Genomic DNA, 15,216 nt, shown 5'->3' on the forward strand with positions numbered 1-15,216 from the left:
CTCGCCTTTTTTCTGGATCCGGCTTTTTCACCAGACGTTTTTCGAACCGTTTCAAACCTAAGGAGCCTTGTGATGACCTCTCTCACGCTCACCTGCATTGGCCGCCAACAGAACACCCACGACGTAGTGAGCTGGCAGCTGGTGCCGTTTTCCGGCAGCCTCCCTCCCGTACTGGCTGGCCAGTGCATCACCCTGCACACCGAGATCGACGGCCAGCCGGAGTGCCGCGCCTATACCCTCTCCTCCAGCCCACAGGATGCATGCTGGCAAGTGACTATCAAGGATGTGGGACGGGTCTCCCACCATCTGCATCAGACCTTGCAGGTGGGAGACAAGATCCGGGTGGATGGTCCGTTCGGCGATTTCAACCTGACCGCCTTGCCTTGCGAACGGCCACTGCTGCTAAGCGCCGGTTCCGGCATCACCCCCATGTGGGCCATGCTGCGGGACGAGCTCGCCAAACGGCCGGATGCCGATATCCGCTTTATCCATAGCGCCCGCTCGCCAGCAGATGTGATCTTCGCAGACGAGTTGGCTACTCTGGCTGCGGCTAATTCAGGCGTGCTCCATGCCCTGATACTGGAAGAGGCGCCAACGGCTCATCCCTGGGTGGGCCGACTCACCCCCGCCATGCTGGCCGAACTGGCCCCAGATCTGCGCGAACGCCATGTCTATCTCTGCGGCCCGGCCCCCTATATGGCGGCGGTCAGCGCCATGCTGGCAGAGCTGGGATTGCCGCCGGAGCAACTGCATCAGGAGTCCTTTGGTCTTCCTCCCGCAGAGCCCGCCGTTACCACCAGCGACCACTTCTGGCTGACCCTGAAAAAGAGCGACAAAAAGGTGAAGATCCTGCCGGGTCAGACCCTGCTGGCGGCACTGGAAGCAGCGGGCGAAACCATGATGGCGGCTTGTCGCGCCGGGGTATGTGGCAGCTGTCGTTGCACCACCACAGGTAACATCGAGCGCCAGAGCGTGATGACCTTGAGTGCTCAGGATCTGGAGAGCGGCGTTGCTCTGGCCTGCTCCTGCACCGCGAAAGGGGATATCAGTCTCGATTATTGAGGCGTGGTGCAGGCTTTTGTGAGGTGCGGTGAAGGCGTCATCGGTATCCCAACCTTTTCCCAAGTAGACAGGGGCGCTAGACTCTGCCCCAGTTTCACCAGAACACGGGATAAAAAATGACAATACTGGTCACAGGGGGCGCTGGCTATATCGGCTCCCACACCCTGGTTGAGCTGCTCGGCGCGGGGCAGCAGGTCGTGGTACTCGACAACCTATCCAACTCCTCACCGGAGTCACTCAAGCGGGTCGAGCAGATCACCGGCAAGCCGGTCACCTTCATCGAAGGGGATGTGCTGGACAGAGCCTGCCTGCAGCAGCTGTTCGCCAACCACCAGATCGAATCGGTGATCCACTTCGCCGGCCTCAAGGCGGTCGGAGAGTCGAGCCAGATCCCGCTCACCTACTACCAGAACAACATCAGCGGCACTCTGGTGCTGTGCGAAGAGATGGCCAGGGCCGGGGTTTTCCGCCTGGTATTCAGCTCCTCGGCCACCGTCTATGGCGATCCCGCCTCGGTACCGCTGCGGGAAGATTTCCCCACCAGCGCCACCAACCCCTACGGCCGCTCCAAGCTGATGGTGGAGGAGATCCTGCGCGATCTCGCCAAATCCGCTCCCCGCTGGGCTATCGTACTGCTGCGTTACTTCAACCCGGTCGGCGCCCACGAGAGCGGCCTGATTGGTGAAGATCCCAACGGCATCCCCAACAACCTGCTGCCCTATATCAGCCAGGTGGGTGTCGGCAAGCTCAAGGAGCTGGGGGTATTTGGCAACGACTACCCGACCCCGGATGGCACCGGCGTGCGCGACTACATCCATGTGGTGGATCTCGCCATCGGTCACCTGAAAGCACTGGCACGCATCAAGAGCGACACAGGTGTCTTCACCTACAACCTTGGCACAGGTCAGGGCTACTCGGTACTGGAGATGGTCAAGGCGTTTGAAGCGGCCAGCGGCCGACCCATTCCCTACCAGATCAAACCCCGTCGCCCGGGCGACATCGCCGAGTGCTGGGCAGAGCCAACGCTAGCCCGTGCCGAGCTGGGCTGGCAGGCAGAACGCGGTCTGGAGCAGATGATGGTCGATACCTGGCGCTGGCAAAGCAACAACCCGAACGGCTATCAAGGCTGATCTCTCGCGGGTGGATAACAAAACGCCCCGACATTTTCATGTCGGGGCGTTTTATTTTGCGACGTTCAATCAGTGGGTCTGACTGCGCAGCAGCGGCACACGGGCCAATCGGGGGGCGATGCGGTCTATCAACCGATCCGCCAGCGGGGTCAGCAGCAGCCAGGGCAGGCAGAGGGTCGCCAGCCCCAGCGCACCGACATAGACATCGGTAAACCAGTGGGCGCCCGCCAGAATGCGCGGTGCGGAAAAGATCGGCACCATCAGCAATGCGGTAATACCCGCCCAGCGCGGCAGATAGCGCAAGGCGTAGCCCGCGAAGACCATCAGGAACAGGGCGTGATCGCCGGGGAAACTATCGCCAGAAGAGTCCTTGGTCGGAATGCCGCTGATCTGGGTGACCCGCAGCGCATCGGCCACCATCAGGGTCGGGCTGGGTCGCTCCACCGGCAATCGGTGACCAAGCTGGTTGATCACCAGTGCACTTAGCAGCATCACTATGCCCATCGCCACCAGCTGGCGACGACCCGCCAGATCCCGTGCAAAGAAGCAGCGGACCAGAATCAGCCCCATACAGGCCAACACCGCCAGATCGAACAGCCGGTTATTGGTGATGGCCACCAGATCGGCCCACAGAGCCGACTGCCCGAGCCAGCCGTTGACGGTATGAAAAATCGCGAGGTCCCACTGATCCCAGGGACCATGAGCGGGCAGCGCAGCCCAACTGATGGCCACCAGACCACCGACCAGATAGCAAAGCAGGAACTTGCCCATGGGGACTCTCCTTTGGAAAAGGGCGATATCGTAAAACTGTAGAGTGCGTCACAAAACCGAAGAATTGTAAGAAAGTGCGACACAATATCAAGTCTCAAATAAAGCCTACCAGCCCATTCCAATCTCGCATATCCCAACAGCGCCAAGATTTCTGCCTCCGGTGCTGCATCTGTGGGCCTCTCACCATGAGTGCGGCTTGTGCCACCACCGCAACACCCCCTAGAATGCGCACTTCCCTTTACTGCGAAAGGAAGCGGTATGCATATTCACATTCTCGGGATCTGCGGCACCTTTATGGGTGGTCTGGCGGTGTTGGCAAAACAGCTTGGTTACCGGGTGACCGGTTCGGATGCCAACGTCTATCCCCCCATGAGTACCCAGCTCGAGCAACAGGGCATCGAACTGACCGAAGGCTATGACCCCTCCCAACTCGATCCGGCCCCGGATCTGGTGGTGATTGGCAACGCCATGAGCCGCGGCAACCCCTGTGTTGAATATGTGCTGGACCGCAATCTGCCCTATATCTCCGGCCCCCAGTGGCTGCTGGAGCACGTGCTGCAGGATCGCTGGGTGTTGGCCGTTGCCGGCACCCACGGCAAGACCACCACCGCCAGCATGCTGGCCTGGGTGCTGGAGTACGCCAAACTGGAACCCGGTTTCCTTATTGGCGGCGTGCCGGGCAACTTCCCGGTCTCCGCCCGTCTCGGCTCTGCCCCCTTCTTCGTCATCGAAGCGGACGAGTATGACTGCGCCTTCTTCGACAAACGCTCCAAGTTCGTCCACTACCATCCGCGCACCCTGGTGATGAACAATCTGGAGTTCGACCATGCGGATATCTTCCCGGATCTCGCCGCGATCCAGCGCCAGTTCCACCACCTGATGCGCACCGTGCCGAGCAACGGCCGGGTGCTGTTCCCGCAAGCCGATGACAACCTCACCGCCGTGCGCAAGATGGGCTGCTGGAGCGAAGTAGAGCTGGTCGGTCAGGACGATGCCAAGTGGAAAGCGGTCAAGCTGGCCGATGACGGCTCCGCCTTCGAGGTGTGGCTGGACGGGGTGAAGCAGGGCGAAGTGCACTGGGAGTGCATCGGCGAGCACAACGTCAACAATGGTCTGATGGCCATCGCGGCCGCACGCCACGCCGGTGTCATGGTAGAGCACGGCATCGCCGCCCTCTGCCAGTTCAAATCCCCCAAGCGACGAATGGAACTCAAGGGTGAGGTAGCGGGCATCAGCGTCTATGACGACTTCGCCCACCACCCCACCGCCATCGAGACCACCCTCGGCGGCCTGCGCGCCAAAGTGGGCGAGGCCCGCATTCTGGCGGTGCTGGAGCCACGCTCCAACACCATGAAGCTGGGGGTTCACAAGGAGGAGCTGGCTGGCTGCTTCGATGGCGCCGACGAGGTGTTCTTCTTCCAGCCGCCCAACATCGGCTGGGATCTCGGCGAGGTGACAGCCCATATGACCCGTCCGGCCAAGGTATTCAACGATCTGGAGACCCTGATCAATCGGCTGGTGGCCGAGAGCCGTGATGGCGACCATATTCTGATCATGAGCAACGGCGGCTTCGGTGGCATTCATGACAAGCTGATCGCCCGCCTCAAGGATTACCACGGCGAACTATGAACAAAACGATCACCCTGGCGCTGACCGGTGCCTCCGGCGCCCCCTACGCCCTGCGCCTGCTCCAGTGTCTGGTGCAGGCGGACTATCGGGTCTACCTGCTCGCCTCATCGGCGGCTCGTGTGGTGCTCAAAACCGAGCAGCAGCAGGATTGGCCGGGCTCGCCGAAAGAGCTCTCTTCCTATCTTTGTCGCCAATATGGCGCCAAGGAGGGGCAGATTGTCGCCTGCGGCAAGGAGGAGTGGTTCTCGCCGGTGGCCTCCGGTTCGGCCGCCCCCAAACAGATGGTGGTCTGCCCCTGCTCCATGGGCACCGTCTCGGCCATTGCCAACGGCACCTCGGACAACCTGCTGGAGCGGGCAGCGGATGTGGTGATCAAGGAGCGCGGCCAGCTGATCCTGGTGCCCCGCGAAACCCCCTTCTCGGCGATCCATCTGGAGAACATGCTGAAACTGGCACGGCTCGGAGTGACCATCATGCCTGCCGCGCCCGGTTTCTATCATGAGCCGAAAAGCATCGAGGATCTGGTGGACTTTATGGTCGCCCGCATCCTCGATCATCTCGGTGTCGAGCATGAGCTGACCCACCGCTGGGGCTATGGCCACCAGTGAAGTGACCGCCATATTCGGCCATAAAAAAACGGCGCCACTCAATGAGTGACGCCGTTTTTTCGTTAAGTCGTGTTAGCGAGCCTGAATTGGCGCCGTCACGTACTTGAACAGGAAATCAGTCACCTCTTGGCGCGCCGGGCGCTGAGGTTGATTGATCATCTGCATCATCACATAGCCAAAACCGGTCAGAGAGCGGGCCAGATCCTGTGCTGACAGCACGCTGGTGATCTCCCCTGCATCCATGGCGGTTTGCAGCTCGCTGGCGATCAGCTCAAGGCAGTGATCGAGCAGCCGGGTATAGCGGGGCCATACCTCTTCCCGAACCGATGAGCTCCACTCCAGCCAGATACCGGCATAATCCGGTTGATCGTAGGCGGCATCGACAGAGAGGCGTACATGACGCTGGATCTTGTCGAAAATGGAGCCCTGGTCACCGTATGCCTGCGACAGCATTTGGTTCACAAAGCGTTCGATCTCGGCCAGCACCTCATCTACCAACTCCTCGCGGGTGTTGAAATAGTTGAAGACGGTAGCCACAGAGACCTTGGCCTGTTCGGCTATCTCGGCGTGACCGGCGCGGCCAATGCCGCGACGGGAGAACACCTCGATGGCACATTCCATCAATTGGGAGCGACGAGCTTCCGGCGACAGCCGGGTACGACGTCTTATTTCTGCGCGTGGTTCCATAGTTTTTATCATCTAATAGTTATTGATTATGGTGTTTATAGTATTTTAACTAATCATGCCTGAGTGCCTGCTAACTCTATCAATTAAAATAAGCCGATAAAAGCACCACGTATCTCTAGCACCCTTCAACATGAGTGGTAGAATCATCGGTTTTGATATTCATGAACGGCCAAATCCCCTTTGGCCTTATGGGAGTAAGTGATGAAACACACCGTCGAGGTGATGATCTCCGAGGCTGAAGTAGCCGCCCGGATCGCCAAATTGGGTGAAGAGATCACCGCCCGCTATCAGGGTTCTGACGAAGTCGTGATGATTGCGCTGCTGCGCGGTTCCTGCATCTTCCTGGCCGACCTCTGCCGCCAGTGCCAGCTGCCCATCACCCTGGACTTCATGACCGCCTCCAGCTACGGCTCCGGCATGCACAGCACCCGTGACGTCCGCATCCTCAAAGACCTGGACGACGACATCAAGGGCAAGGATGTGGTGATCGTGGAAGACATCATCGACACCGGTTACACCCTCAACAAGGTGCGCGAGATCCTCTCCCTGCGCGAGCCGAAATCCCTGGCCATCTGCACCCTGCTGGACAAACCCTCCCGCCGCGAAGTGCAGGTGCCGGTCGACTGGATTGGCTTCGCCATTCCGGACGAATTCGTGGTCGGCTGTGGCATCGACTACGCCCAGAAGTACCGCAACCTGCCGTTTATCGGCAAAGTGGTACCCCAGGAGTAAGCCAGGTTCAGGAATATCACGGGTGAAGCGGCCTTGCGCCCTTTACTCTGTGCAGGCGGCCTTGGCCGCCTTTTCTGTATCGAGCCGGATTCAACCATCACAGAGGTTGCAATGAACGCACTGGAAATCAGCGGCCTGAAAAAGACCTATCAGGGGGGCGTCGAAGCCCTTAAAGGCATCGATCTTACCGTCAGGCAGGGAGATTTCTTCGCCCTGCTCGGCCCGAACGGCGCGGGCAAATCCACCACCATCGGCGTCATCAGCTCGCTGGTAAACAAGAGCGCCGGAAAGGTGAAGGTATTTGGCTACGACATCGACAGCGATCTGGAACAGGCCAAGGCCCAGCTCGGGCTGGTGCCGCAGGAGTTCAACTTCAGCCAGTTCGAGAAGGTGATCCAGATTGTCACCCATCAGGCCGGTTTCTACGGCGTGCCCAAGGCGGAAGCCAAGATCCGCGCCGAGAAGTACCTGCGCCAGCTCGATCTGTGGGAGAAGCGCGACATGCCTGCCCGCACTCTCTCAGGCGGCATGAAGCGTCGCCTGATGATCGCCCGCGCCCTGATGCACGAGCCCAAGCTGCTGATCCTCGATGAACCGACCGCCGGGGTCGATATCGAGATCCGCCGCTCCATGTGGACCTTCCTCAAGGATCTCAACGAGCAAGGCGTCACCATCATCCTCACCACCCACTATCTGGAAGAGGCCGAGATGCTCTGCCGCAACATCGGCATCATCGACAAGGGTCGTCTGATCGAGAACACCAGCATGAAGAATCTGCTGGGCAAGCTGGGTCGCGAGACCTTCCTGCTCGACCTTGCGCCAGGTTCTGCCGTACCTGAGGTGCCGGAGTTCAACGGCCGCATGCAGGATGAACGCACCCTTGAGGTGGATCTCGACAAGAGCCAGTCACTCAACAGCCTGTTCGAGCAGTTGTCCAACCAGCAGGTGCAGGTCGTGAGCATGCGAAACAAAGCCAACCGGCTGGAAGAGCTGTTCGTCAATCTGGTCGAAGAGGGGAGAAAAGCATGAATCTGGCCATCTATTACATCGCCTTCAAGAGCATTCTGGCCAAGGAGGTGAGCCGCTTTACCCGGATCTGGATCCAGACCCTGGTGCCACCGGCCATCACCATGAGCCTCTATTTCGTCATCTTCGGCAACCTGATCGGTTCGCGCATCGGTGACATGGGCGGCTTTACCTACATGGAGTTCATCGTGCCCGGCCTCATCATGATGTCGGTGATCACCAACTCCTACTCCAACGTTGCCTCCTCCTTCTTCAGCGCCAAGTTCCAGCGCAATATCGAGGAGATGCTGGTGGCGCCGGTGCCCAACTACGTCATCATCGCCGGTTACGTGGGCGGAGGCGTGGCACGCGGCCTCTGTGTCGGCCTCATCGTCACCCTGGTGTCGCTGTTCTTCGTGCCGCTGCAGATCCACCATCTGTTCAGCGTCTGCTTCACCGTGCTGCTCACCGCGATCCTCTTCTCGCTGGGTGGCCTTATCAACGCGGTGTTTGCCAAGACCTTCGACGACATCAGCATCATCCCCACCTTCGTGCTGACACCCCTCACCTATCTGGGCGGGGTGTTCTACTCCATCAGCCTGCTGCCCCCCTTCTGGCAGGGCGTCTCCCAGGTGAACCCCATCATCTACATGGTGAACGCGTTCCGTTACGGCTTCCTCGGCATCTCCGACGTGCCGCTCGGCACCGCCTACCTCATCATCATCGGCTTTATCGTGGCCCTCTACGGTATCGCCTGGTGGCTTATCTCCCGCGGCACCGGTCTGCGCCACTGATTGCCAAAACGGGCACCTCGCGGTGCCCGTTTTCATTGTCCTGCCAGCCTCGGGATGACCTAGACCCGGATGGCGTGATCCTTTAGCAGCCGGGCGGTGAGCTCAAGCTTCTCGTTGCGCTCGGCAGCCCGCTCGGGAACCGTGACGCCCCCCTGCTCATCGACCCGCTCCTGACCGAAAGCATCGTCGATAGCCTGTGCCATGGCGGTGCGACCAGCCGCGAGATCGGGATCGATCAGGCTCTCCTGCATCCGGATCCGGTTCTCGCTGGCCGCCAGCTGCAGTTCCTCCAACTGGGTGGCGAGAGTGACAATCCGGTTATCGACCCGCTGGGCCAGTTCGAAGAGACGGTTTTCATTCCCTGCAGCCATCGCCAGTCCATCTAGCTGCTCCCCTTTGCGCTGATCAAAATTGCTTACCGCACAAGCGGCCAGCTCCAGTGCATAAGCCTTGGTGGCCATGGCGTTGACTCCGCCCTCCCAACCGACATCTGACCCCACCCCCAGTGTCACGCCAAGGGTAGTATGAAACTTGGCTCCCTGTGGCCCGAAAGCCGCAGTGGCACCGGCCGATGCACCGACCCCCAGATTGGCGGAGGCGCGTACCTTGGCCGAAAGGCTATAGGCATCCGCATACTGGCTCTTGAGCAGATTGAGCTGGGCACTCCCCTCAGCTTTCATACCAGCAAAGGCCGAGGCGCTGGCCGTCACGCTGACCACTGGCCCATTGGGGGTCATGATAGCCGCAGCACCGGCCTCCAGCTTGGCATTGGCGACCACCTCGGCAGAGCCTGCCAGCTTGGCGTTAAGCAGATTGCCGATAGTCCAGCTCCCCTCCACCGACAGCCCCAGCCTGCTCACCAGCTCGGCACTGGCCCCGATGCGCAGCAGACTAAGGTCATGGGGGCCCGGGGTGTAGCGCGATCCATCGGTATCATTGACGATCTTGTTCACCGGATTGAATACCAATGAGCCCTCCGCCTTGCCAATCACCAGCTCGGCCTTGGCACTCGCCTTGTTCTCCTGGGTCAGAGCCACCTTGTCGGCAAACTCTCCTACCGGTGTGTCGCGACGCCCCTCCCACTTGCCAATCTCGATCTTGGCGAAAGCCTCCACCAGCGCACTGGCACTGACCAGCCCGAGCCCGCCAAAGGCCTTCTGGCTCACAGGCTCACCCGGTTTCAGTTCCTTGCTGGCAGCAGAGAGAGGGCTCTTGAGCTCGGCCCGCACGCCACTCTGATAGTGCTTGCCTGATGCGGCCTCTCCCTGCCAGAGCGCCTTCTCCTGCGCCTCGCGCTCAAGCCAGGGTTCATCCAGTCCATCCACCAGCGCGGTCAGCAGCTCGGTCCTGAGCAAGCCAATCTCCCCCTGCTTGCTCACCTGCTGCTGAATGCTGAGATCCAGAACCTCCTTGAGGTGACCGAGCTCCAGTAGCTGACTGTGGGTCAACAGGATATCGCGACCATTCTCCTCGGCAGTGGCTTGCGGCTTGAGCTCACCCAGTGCGGGCAAAGCCTGACGCAAGGTCCCGCAAAACAGCTGCCACTCGTGGCTTGCTGCGACCTCTTCACGGGTCGGCGCCCGCTCCAACCGTCGCGCCATCATCCCCTCACTCACCCCGAACATCAGGTCTAGCCCCCCTTGCAGCTCCCGCTTGAACAAGTCGTTGGCCCCCTCCTGTTGCAGGCGAGCCAACTCGCTGCACCACTGGCGGATCTGCTGGTTACTCTCGATAGGCTGATTGATCCTCCCCTGTTCGTTGCAGACCCACGCCAGCTGAAATGAGGGAGGCTTGCCACCCTGTGCCAACGCCTGACGGCGGACAGCGATGTCATCGACCAGTTTTTGCAACACGGGATCCTGCTGACGGGAGCGGTTCTTGCCCGAGTCGATCCAGAACTGCAGCGCCTGTTCGATCTTCGCCAGCCCGGCCAGTGAAGGCGTTGGCTGGGCCTGATAGTACCGTACCGCCTGCTTGACCGCCTTGAGTTCCGGGCTCTGCCGATGGCCAACACCGCGGCGGATCCCCCTATCGAACTCCCGGCTACCAGCATCCAGCAGCCGTAGTCTGGCGTTGCCAAGGCGAGCAGTAGCAGGAGGTGTAGCATCAGGGGTTGTCTGCTGATGACGGCTTACATCGATATCCGGGGAGGCAATTTTCATGGCAAGAAACCTGCGTTGATGAGAGAGAAGATACTCAGCGTACGCCGCCCCCCCCTTGTAACCCTGTCAGCGATGGTCCCGCTTTTTTAGGATTCGGACTGACCCGTAAAAGATGTCTGTCAGCTCACAATTTCGGCATAACCACTCGCCCCTCCGACCAAAAACGCTAAAAAAATGACGACAAGTGATAAGCAGCCACCGATCAGCCGCATAGGGTGTCACTCTCCCCCTGCCCGAGGTTTGGCCATGTATCACGCTCTCATCACCGCCCTGTACACACAACTTGGACTTCCGCTTCCGGTGGCCGGACAGACAGCCACCACCCTGACCATCAACGACGAACTGGTGCTAACGCTGGCAGAGGATGAGGGCCATCTGGTGATCTATCTGCTGCTACCGGGCCACGCCATGCCCAACACGCCCCTGCTCAACCACCTTGGCGACGAGCCAGTGTTTCTGCTGGATCAGACCGAGCAGGGAGAGACCCTGATCTGGACCCGCGAGTGGCTCGATCATCTGACGGTCGACAGCCTGCTGCTACTGCTCGAACGGGTCATCGAGCTGGCTGCCGAACTGCTGACCCACCAGCACGACCGGGAGCAATCGACACAGCCACAGCATCCCGCCTCCACAACCGCCACCATCAGGGTCTAGCGCCCCCATTCTGGTCACTGCCCCGCAAAATCGAGATTTATCTTGTCCGGCATGGGTTTAGTCATTGCGGCTCAATCGGGAATTGTTAGAATTTACCCCTCTCTATAAAGAGGTAGAACATGCCTGCGTTGTTGCGCATGCTGGCCAATCTGGCTCTGGGAGGATTCTTCCTCGCCTCCGCCGGGTTCAAGCTGGTCTCCCCCGCCCTGTTTGTCGAACAGATCGCGGCCTTCGGGCTGATCTGGCCGTCACTGATCCCGCCAGTGGCCTGGGGGCTGATCGCCCTTGAGCTCTGCGCCGGGCTTGCAGTCATCGCCAACCGGCGCTGGGGACTGTGGCTGGTGATCGGGCTGCTCGCCCTGTTTATTCCGGTGTTGGGCTATGGCGTTGCCATCGGGCTCGACATCTCTTGCGGCTGTCTGGGCAGGGCTGATCTCAGCTCGCTGCCGGAGGCCATTGTGCGGGATCTGCTGCTACTGACGCTTGCGGGCGCCCTGCTGCGAACTTCCCGCCCCGTTTTTCCCGTTCCAAAGGAGTAGTGACATGATGACATTGCGATCCCGCACTCTGGTAGCCTCGCTGATCGCCGCCAGCTTTGCCCTCGCGGGCTGTGGCGACAACCAGTTCGAGCAGGAGGTGAAGCTTGAGCAATCGGCTGTACAGCTGGCACAGGAGGCGCAGCAGGGGGGCTATCAGCTGCTGACCGTGGCCGAGCTGAAGACCCGGATGGACAAGGGCGAGGAGCTGGTGATCATCGACACCATGCCCTATGAGGACTCCTACAAGAAAGAGCACATCCCGGGCGCCAAGAACTTTGTCTTCGTGAAGGAGGCCAAAGCTGGCGACAACTGGAGCGAAATCGTCGAGGGGAGCGGCACGGCGGAGCAGTTCCAGGCGCTGCTGGGTGAAGACAAAGCCCGCCCCGTGGTGATCTACTGCGGCTTCGTCAAGTGCGGTCGCAGCCACAACGCCGCCGCCTGGGCGGTGACTCAGGGCTATCAGCAGGTCTATCGGGTGCCGGGCGGCATCTTCGCCTGGAAAGGCGCCGGTTACCCCGTCTCTGCCGAATAACTGCGTCTGCTCACAAGACAACACTGTCGACATAAAGAAGCCCGCAACTGCGGGCTTCTTTCATATTGGGGAACGCTGGGGTTAGCTGGCGGCCTGCTGCTCCAGCACCTGCGTCTCGGCCAGCTGCAGTTTGCCCAGCAACCGCTTGGTGATCATGGCCGCCATGATGGAGCCGTTGACGTTGAGAGCGGTGCGGCCCATATCCACCAGCGGCTCAATGGCGATCATCACCCCCACCAACGCGATGGGGAAGTTGAGGGTGGAGAGCACGATCAGCGCGGCGAACGTCCCACCACCGCCAACGCCAGCCACCCCGATGGAGCCCAGTGCAATCACCGGCAGCAAAGTCAGAAGAAACAGGGGATCAAAGGGGTTGATGCCGAGCATGGGGGCGATCATCGCCACCATCATGGCCGGATAGATGCCGGCGCAACCGTTCTGGCCCAGATTGGCACCGAACGAGGCGGCAAAGTTGGCGATGCTGGCGGGCACCCCAAGGCGCTGCTGGGTCTCGATACTGAGCGGGATGGAAGCCGCGCTGCTGCGGGAGACAAAAGCGAAGGTGAGCACGCCCCATACTTCCCGCAAATAGTGCAGCGGGTTCTGGCCGATCAGCAGCAGGATCACCATGTGCACCGCAAACATCGCCAGAATGGCGACGTAGCAGACCAGAATAAAGCCGAGCAGGCTGAGGATCTCGCTCAGGGGATAGTGGGCCACCACCCGGGCGATCAGCGCCATCACGCCATAGGGGGTGAGCGCAATCACCACCCGCACCATCTTCATCACCCACAGTTGCAGGGTGTCGATGGCCACGGCGGCGCGAGAACCCGCCTGTGGATGCTCCGCCTTCAACTGCAGCAGAGCAACCCCCGCCAGCACGGTGAAGATCACCACCCCGATCACCGAGAGACCGCGGCTACCCGCCATATCGGCGGCAAAGTTGGTGGGCACCAGCGAGAGCAGCAGGGCCGGCAGGGTCTGGGCACTGTCGATGGTGCTCATGCTCTGTTGCAGGGTGGTGCTGTCGCTACCGTGGCTCAGCAGCCCGGCTGCGGTGAGACCGCTCAGATGGGTCACTGTCATCCCCACCACACCGGCGATCATCACCAATGTCAGCATGGAACCGATCAGCACGGCGCTGATCTTGCCGAGGGACTGGGCCTGCTCCAGCTTGTTGATGGCGGAGAGGATGGAGGTGAACACCAGCGGCATCATCACCACCTTGAGCAGGCTGACATAGCCACCGCCAACGATATTGACCCACTCCAGGGTCTGCTGAACGTCGGCATCATCGGCGCCCCAGCCCAGTTGCAGCGCCAGCCCGAACAGGGCACCAAGCAACAGACCCGCAAGTACCTTGCGCGAGAGCGGCAAACCGGTAGGCAACCGGGTGAGAGCAAAACAGAGCAGACAGAAAACAAGCGATGCAATCAGGACAAACATCATGAATACCTGTAGCGGCCATCAGGCCGAAAGTGGATAGAAACGAAGGGAAATGCGGGCTGGGCCGCAGAACAAAACGCCGGAATGCAAGAGAGTGCAGGCGTGAAAAAGCAGCGGACGCCCGAGGGGGCGTCCGCTGGCAATCAGGGGAATTACTTCTTTATGGGGGCGTCGTACTGTTCGGGTTCGTCGCTATAGACGCAGACATTCCACTTCGCGGCCAAACCATCTTCCGCCAGACAGTAACGCTCGAAGAACGCGGTGATCTCGGCACGCTGGCAGTGGGCTTCGAAAGCCGCCATATCTTGCCAAATCTCGTTGAACACGATGGGGAAACTCTCCCCCTCGGCAAAGGGGCTCGCGATGTGGCGGGTCACCCGATATTGCAAGCAACCATCCTCACGCAGAGTGTTGGGCTCGAGCGCCTGTAGCACCTGAAACAGGGCTTGCTCCTGACCGGGTTTGGGCAGGAATTGGGCAATGCAGTAAACCTTCTTGGACATGGGGTCCTCCTGGTTGTGGCGGGCTCAGGCTTGCTGCAGCGTGACCACTTGATTGTCGATAAGGCGGGCCTTGCCAAGATAAGCAGCCATCAGGATCACCAGCTGCGCGCTCTCGTCTGTGGCTGATTCGAGGGTAGCGGCATCGACGATGTCGATGGCATCGGTACGAAAACCGGCGTTGTCGAGGCGTTGGCTGGCCTGCGCCACCAAGGAGGGCAGGTGGTGGTCACCCGCTTCAATCTGCTCGGCGATCCAGTTCATGGTGCGCGCCAGCTCGGGGGCAATGGCCCGCTCGGCGGCAGTCAGGTAGCCGTTGCGGGAAGAGAGTGCCAGCCCGTCTTCGGCCCGCACGGTGGGCACACCGACGATCTCGATGGGCATCGCCATGTCGGCCACCATCTTTCGAATAAGCGCCAACTGCTGGTAATCCTTCTGGCCAAAGCAGGCCACATCCGGCTGTACCAGATTGAACAGCTTGGTAACGACTGTGCTGACCCCGCGGAAGTGACCCGGGCGCAGCGCTCCCTCCAGCAGATTGGAGAGGCCCGGCACCTCGACGAAGGTCTGGCTGGCCAGCCCCTGCGGATACATGATCTCCGGGGTCGGGGTGAACACCATATCGACGCCGGCCGCTTCCAGCGCAGCGCAATCCTGCTCCAGGGTGCGCGGATAGTTGGCAAGATCCTCGGCCTTGTCGAACTGCATCGGGTTGACGAAGATGCTGACCACCACCTTCTCGGCGTGGCTGTGCGCCTCTTTCACCAGCGTCAGGTGGCCCTGATGCAGGTTACCCATGGTGGGCACAAATGCGATGGCACGCCCTTCACGGCGCCATTGGCTTATCTGCTCACGCAGAACGACGGGATTATTTACGACCAACATCAGCAGTTCACCTTCCGATAAATCAAAAAGAGAGACGGGTTGCATCCACAGATAGCGCTCGGGCGGGATGGTGCACGAAC

The 15,216-nt window shown here is 60.4% G+C and carries 16 protein-coding genes; 10 read left to right on the forward strand and 6 right to left on the reverse strand.

Annotation, left to right across the window (positions count from 1 at the left end):
* The first annotated feature begins 72 nt into the window (after nt 1-72).
* Nucleotides 73-1,062: a hybrid-cluster NAD(P)-dependent oxidoreductase gene (locus tag AB5Y76_RS14745; protein WP_263719144.1), complete on the forward strand. Its 990-nt coding sequence runs from the start codon at nt 73-75 to the stop codon at nt 1,060-1,062.
* 116 nt (nt 1,063-1,178) lie between these two features.
* Entirely contained in the window at nt 1,179-2,192 is a 1,014-nt protein-coding gene (galE, locus tag AB5Y76_RS14750) for a UDP-glucose 4-epimerase GalE (RefSeq protein ID WP_368177746.1), read from the forward strand.
* A 69-nt stretch (nt 2,193-2,261) separates the two neighbouring features.
* Here galE and AB5Y76_RS14755 read toward each other — a convergent pair whose 3' ends face one another.
* Entirely contained in the window at nt 2,262-2,963 is a 702-nt protein-coding gene (locus AB5Y76_RS14755) for a phosphatase PAP2 family protein (protein ID WP_236353956.1), read from the reverse strand.
* 258 nt (nt 2,964-3,221) lie between these two features.
* Here AB5Y76_RS14755 and mpl point away from each other — a divergent pair, with 258 nt between their 5' ends.
* Complete coding sequence (mpl, locus tag AB5Y76_RS14760) at nt 3,222-4,592, forward strand: UDP-N-acetylmuramate:L-alanyl-gamma-D-glutamyl-meso-diaminopimelate ligase (protein ID WP_108573515.1); 1,371 nt, start codon at nt 3,222-3,224, stop codon at nt 4,590-4,592.
* Entirely contained in the window at nt 4,589-5,200 is a 612-nt protein-coding gene (locus AB5Y76_RS14765; RefSeq protein ID WP_263719143.1) for a flavin prenyltransferase UbiX, read from the forward strand. Before mpl ends, AB5Y76_RS14765 begins: the two co-directional genes overlap by 4 nt.
* A gap of 72 nt (nt 5,201-5,272) precedes the next feature.
* Here the strand turns inward: AB5Y76_RS14765 and AB5Y76_RS14770 are convergent, their stop codons facing one another.
* On the reverse strand, nt 5,273-5,887 hold the full coding sequence (locus AB5Y76_RS14770) for a TetR/AcrR family transcriptional regulator (protein WP_042079938.1): 615 nt from the start codon (nt 5,885-5,887) through the stop codon (nt 5,273-5,275).
* A gap of 201 nt (nt 5,888-6,088) precedes the next feature.
* Here AB5Y76_RS14770 and hpt point away from each other — a divergent pair, with 201 nt between their 5' ends.
* The 3 genes from hpt to AB5Y76_RS14785 all read left to right on the forward strand — a co-directional run bounded on the left by hpt (nt 6,089) and on the right by AB5Y76_RS14785 (nt 8,418).
* Nucleotides 6,089-6,619 carry a hypoxanthine phosphoribosyltransferase gene (hpt, locus tag AB5Y76_RS14775; RefSeq protein ID WP_005335618.1) on the forward strand — a complete coding sequence of 177 codons (531 nt, stop codon included), beginning with the start codon at nt 6,089-6,091 and terminating at the stop codon, nt 6,617-6,619.
* A gap of 111 nt (nt 6,620-6,730) precedes the next feature.
* Complete coding sequence (locus tag AB5Y76_RS14780; RefSeq protein ID WP_100652864.1) at nt 6,731-7,648, forward strand: ABC transporter ATP-binding protein; 918 nt, start codon at nt 6,731-6,733, stop codon at nt 7,646-7,648.
* Nucleotides 7,645-8,418 (forward strand): ABC transporter permease, encoded by a 774-nt coding sequence (locus AB5Y76_RS14785; protein WP_019445351.1) that lies wholly within the window; start codon nt 7,645-7,647, stop codon nt 8,416-8,418. The genes AB5Y76_RS14780 and AB5Y76_RS14785 overlap by 4 nt, the downstream gene beginning before the upstream one ends.
* A 59-nt stretch (nt 8,419-8,477) precedes the next feature.
* On the opposite strand, the gene AB5Y76_RS14790 is transcribed toward AB5Y76_RS14785, so the two are convergent.
* Nucleotides 8,478-10,580, reverse strand: coding sequence for a hypothetical protein (locus AB5Y76_RS14790; protein ID WP_263719142.1), 2,103 nt, complete (start codon nt 10,578-10,580; stop codon nt 8,478-8,480).
* 246 nt (nt 10,581-10,826) lie between these two features.
* Between AB5Y76_RS14790 and AB5Y76_RS14795 the strand changes: the two genes are divergently transcribed.
* The 3 genes from AB5Y76_RS14795 to AB5Y76_RS14805 all read left to right on the forward strand — a co-directional run bounded on the left by AB5Y76_RS14795 (nt 10,827) and on the right by AB5Y76_RS14805 (nt 12,305).
* A complete protein-coding gene (locus tag AB5Y76_RS14795) occupies nt 10,827-11,234 on the forward strand; it encodes a hypothetical protein (RefSeq protein ID WP_263719141.1) in 408 nt (135 codons plus the stop codon).
* Nucleotides 11,235-11,353: 119 nt separating this feature from the next.
* Nucleotides 11,354-11,773 carry a MauE/DoxX family redox-associated membrane protein gene (locus AB5Y76_RS14800; RefSeq protein ID WP_100645144.1) on the forward strand — a complete coding sequence of 140 codons (420 nt, stop codon included), beginning with the start codon at nt 11,354-11,356 and terminating at the stop codon, nt 11,771-11,773.
* A 4-nt stretch (nt 11,774-11,777) separates the two neighbouring features.
* Complete coding sequence (locus AB5Y76_RS14805) at nt 11,778-12,305, forward strand: rhodanese-like domain-containing protein (protein ID WP_263719140.1); 528 nt, start codon at nt 11,778-11,780, stop codon at nt 12,303-12,305.
* A gap of 81 nt (nt 12,306-12,386) precedes the next feature.
* On the opposite strand, the gene AB5Y76_RS14810 is transcribed toward AB5Y76_RS14805, so the two are convergent.
* From AB5Y76_RS14810 to panC, 3 genes are all read right to left on the reverse strand, one after another.
* On the reverse strand, nt 12,387-13,754 hold the full coding sequence (locus AB5Y76_RS14810) for a cation:dicarboxylase symporter family transporter (RefSeq protein WP_263719139.1): 1,368 nt from the start codon (nt 13,752-13,754) through the stop codon (nt 12,387-12,389).
* Nucleotides 13,755-13,903: 149 nt separating this feature from the next.
* Nucleotides 13,904-14,254: a putative quinol monooxygenase gene (locus AB5Y76_RS14815; RefSeq protein ID WP_247823444.1), complete on the reverse strand. Its 351-nt coding sequence runs from the start codon at nt 14,252-14,254 to the stop codon at nt 13,904-13,906.
* Between the two features lie 24 nt (nt 14,255-14,278).
* A complete protein-coding gene (gene panC / locus AB5Y76_RS14820) occupies nt 14,279-15,136 on the reverse strand; it encodes a pantoate--beta-alanine ligase (protein WP_005335639.1) in 858 nt (285 codons plus the stop codon).
* Between the last annotated feature and the right edge of the window lie 80 nt (nt 15,137-15,216).

Origin of the sequence: Aeromonas sp. R1-2 (genome assembly GCF_040908505.1) — a bacterium.
Classification (GTDB): domain Bacteria; phylum Pseudomonadota; class Gammaproteobacteria; order Enterobacterales; family Aeromonadaceae; genus Aeromonas; species Aeromonas veronii.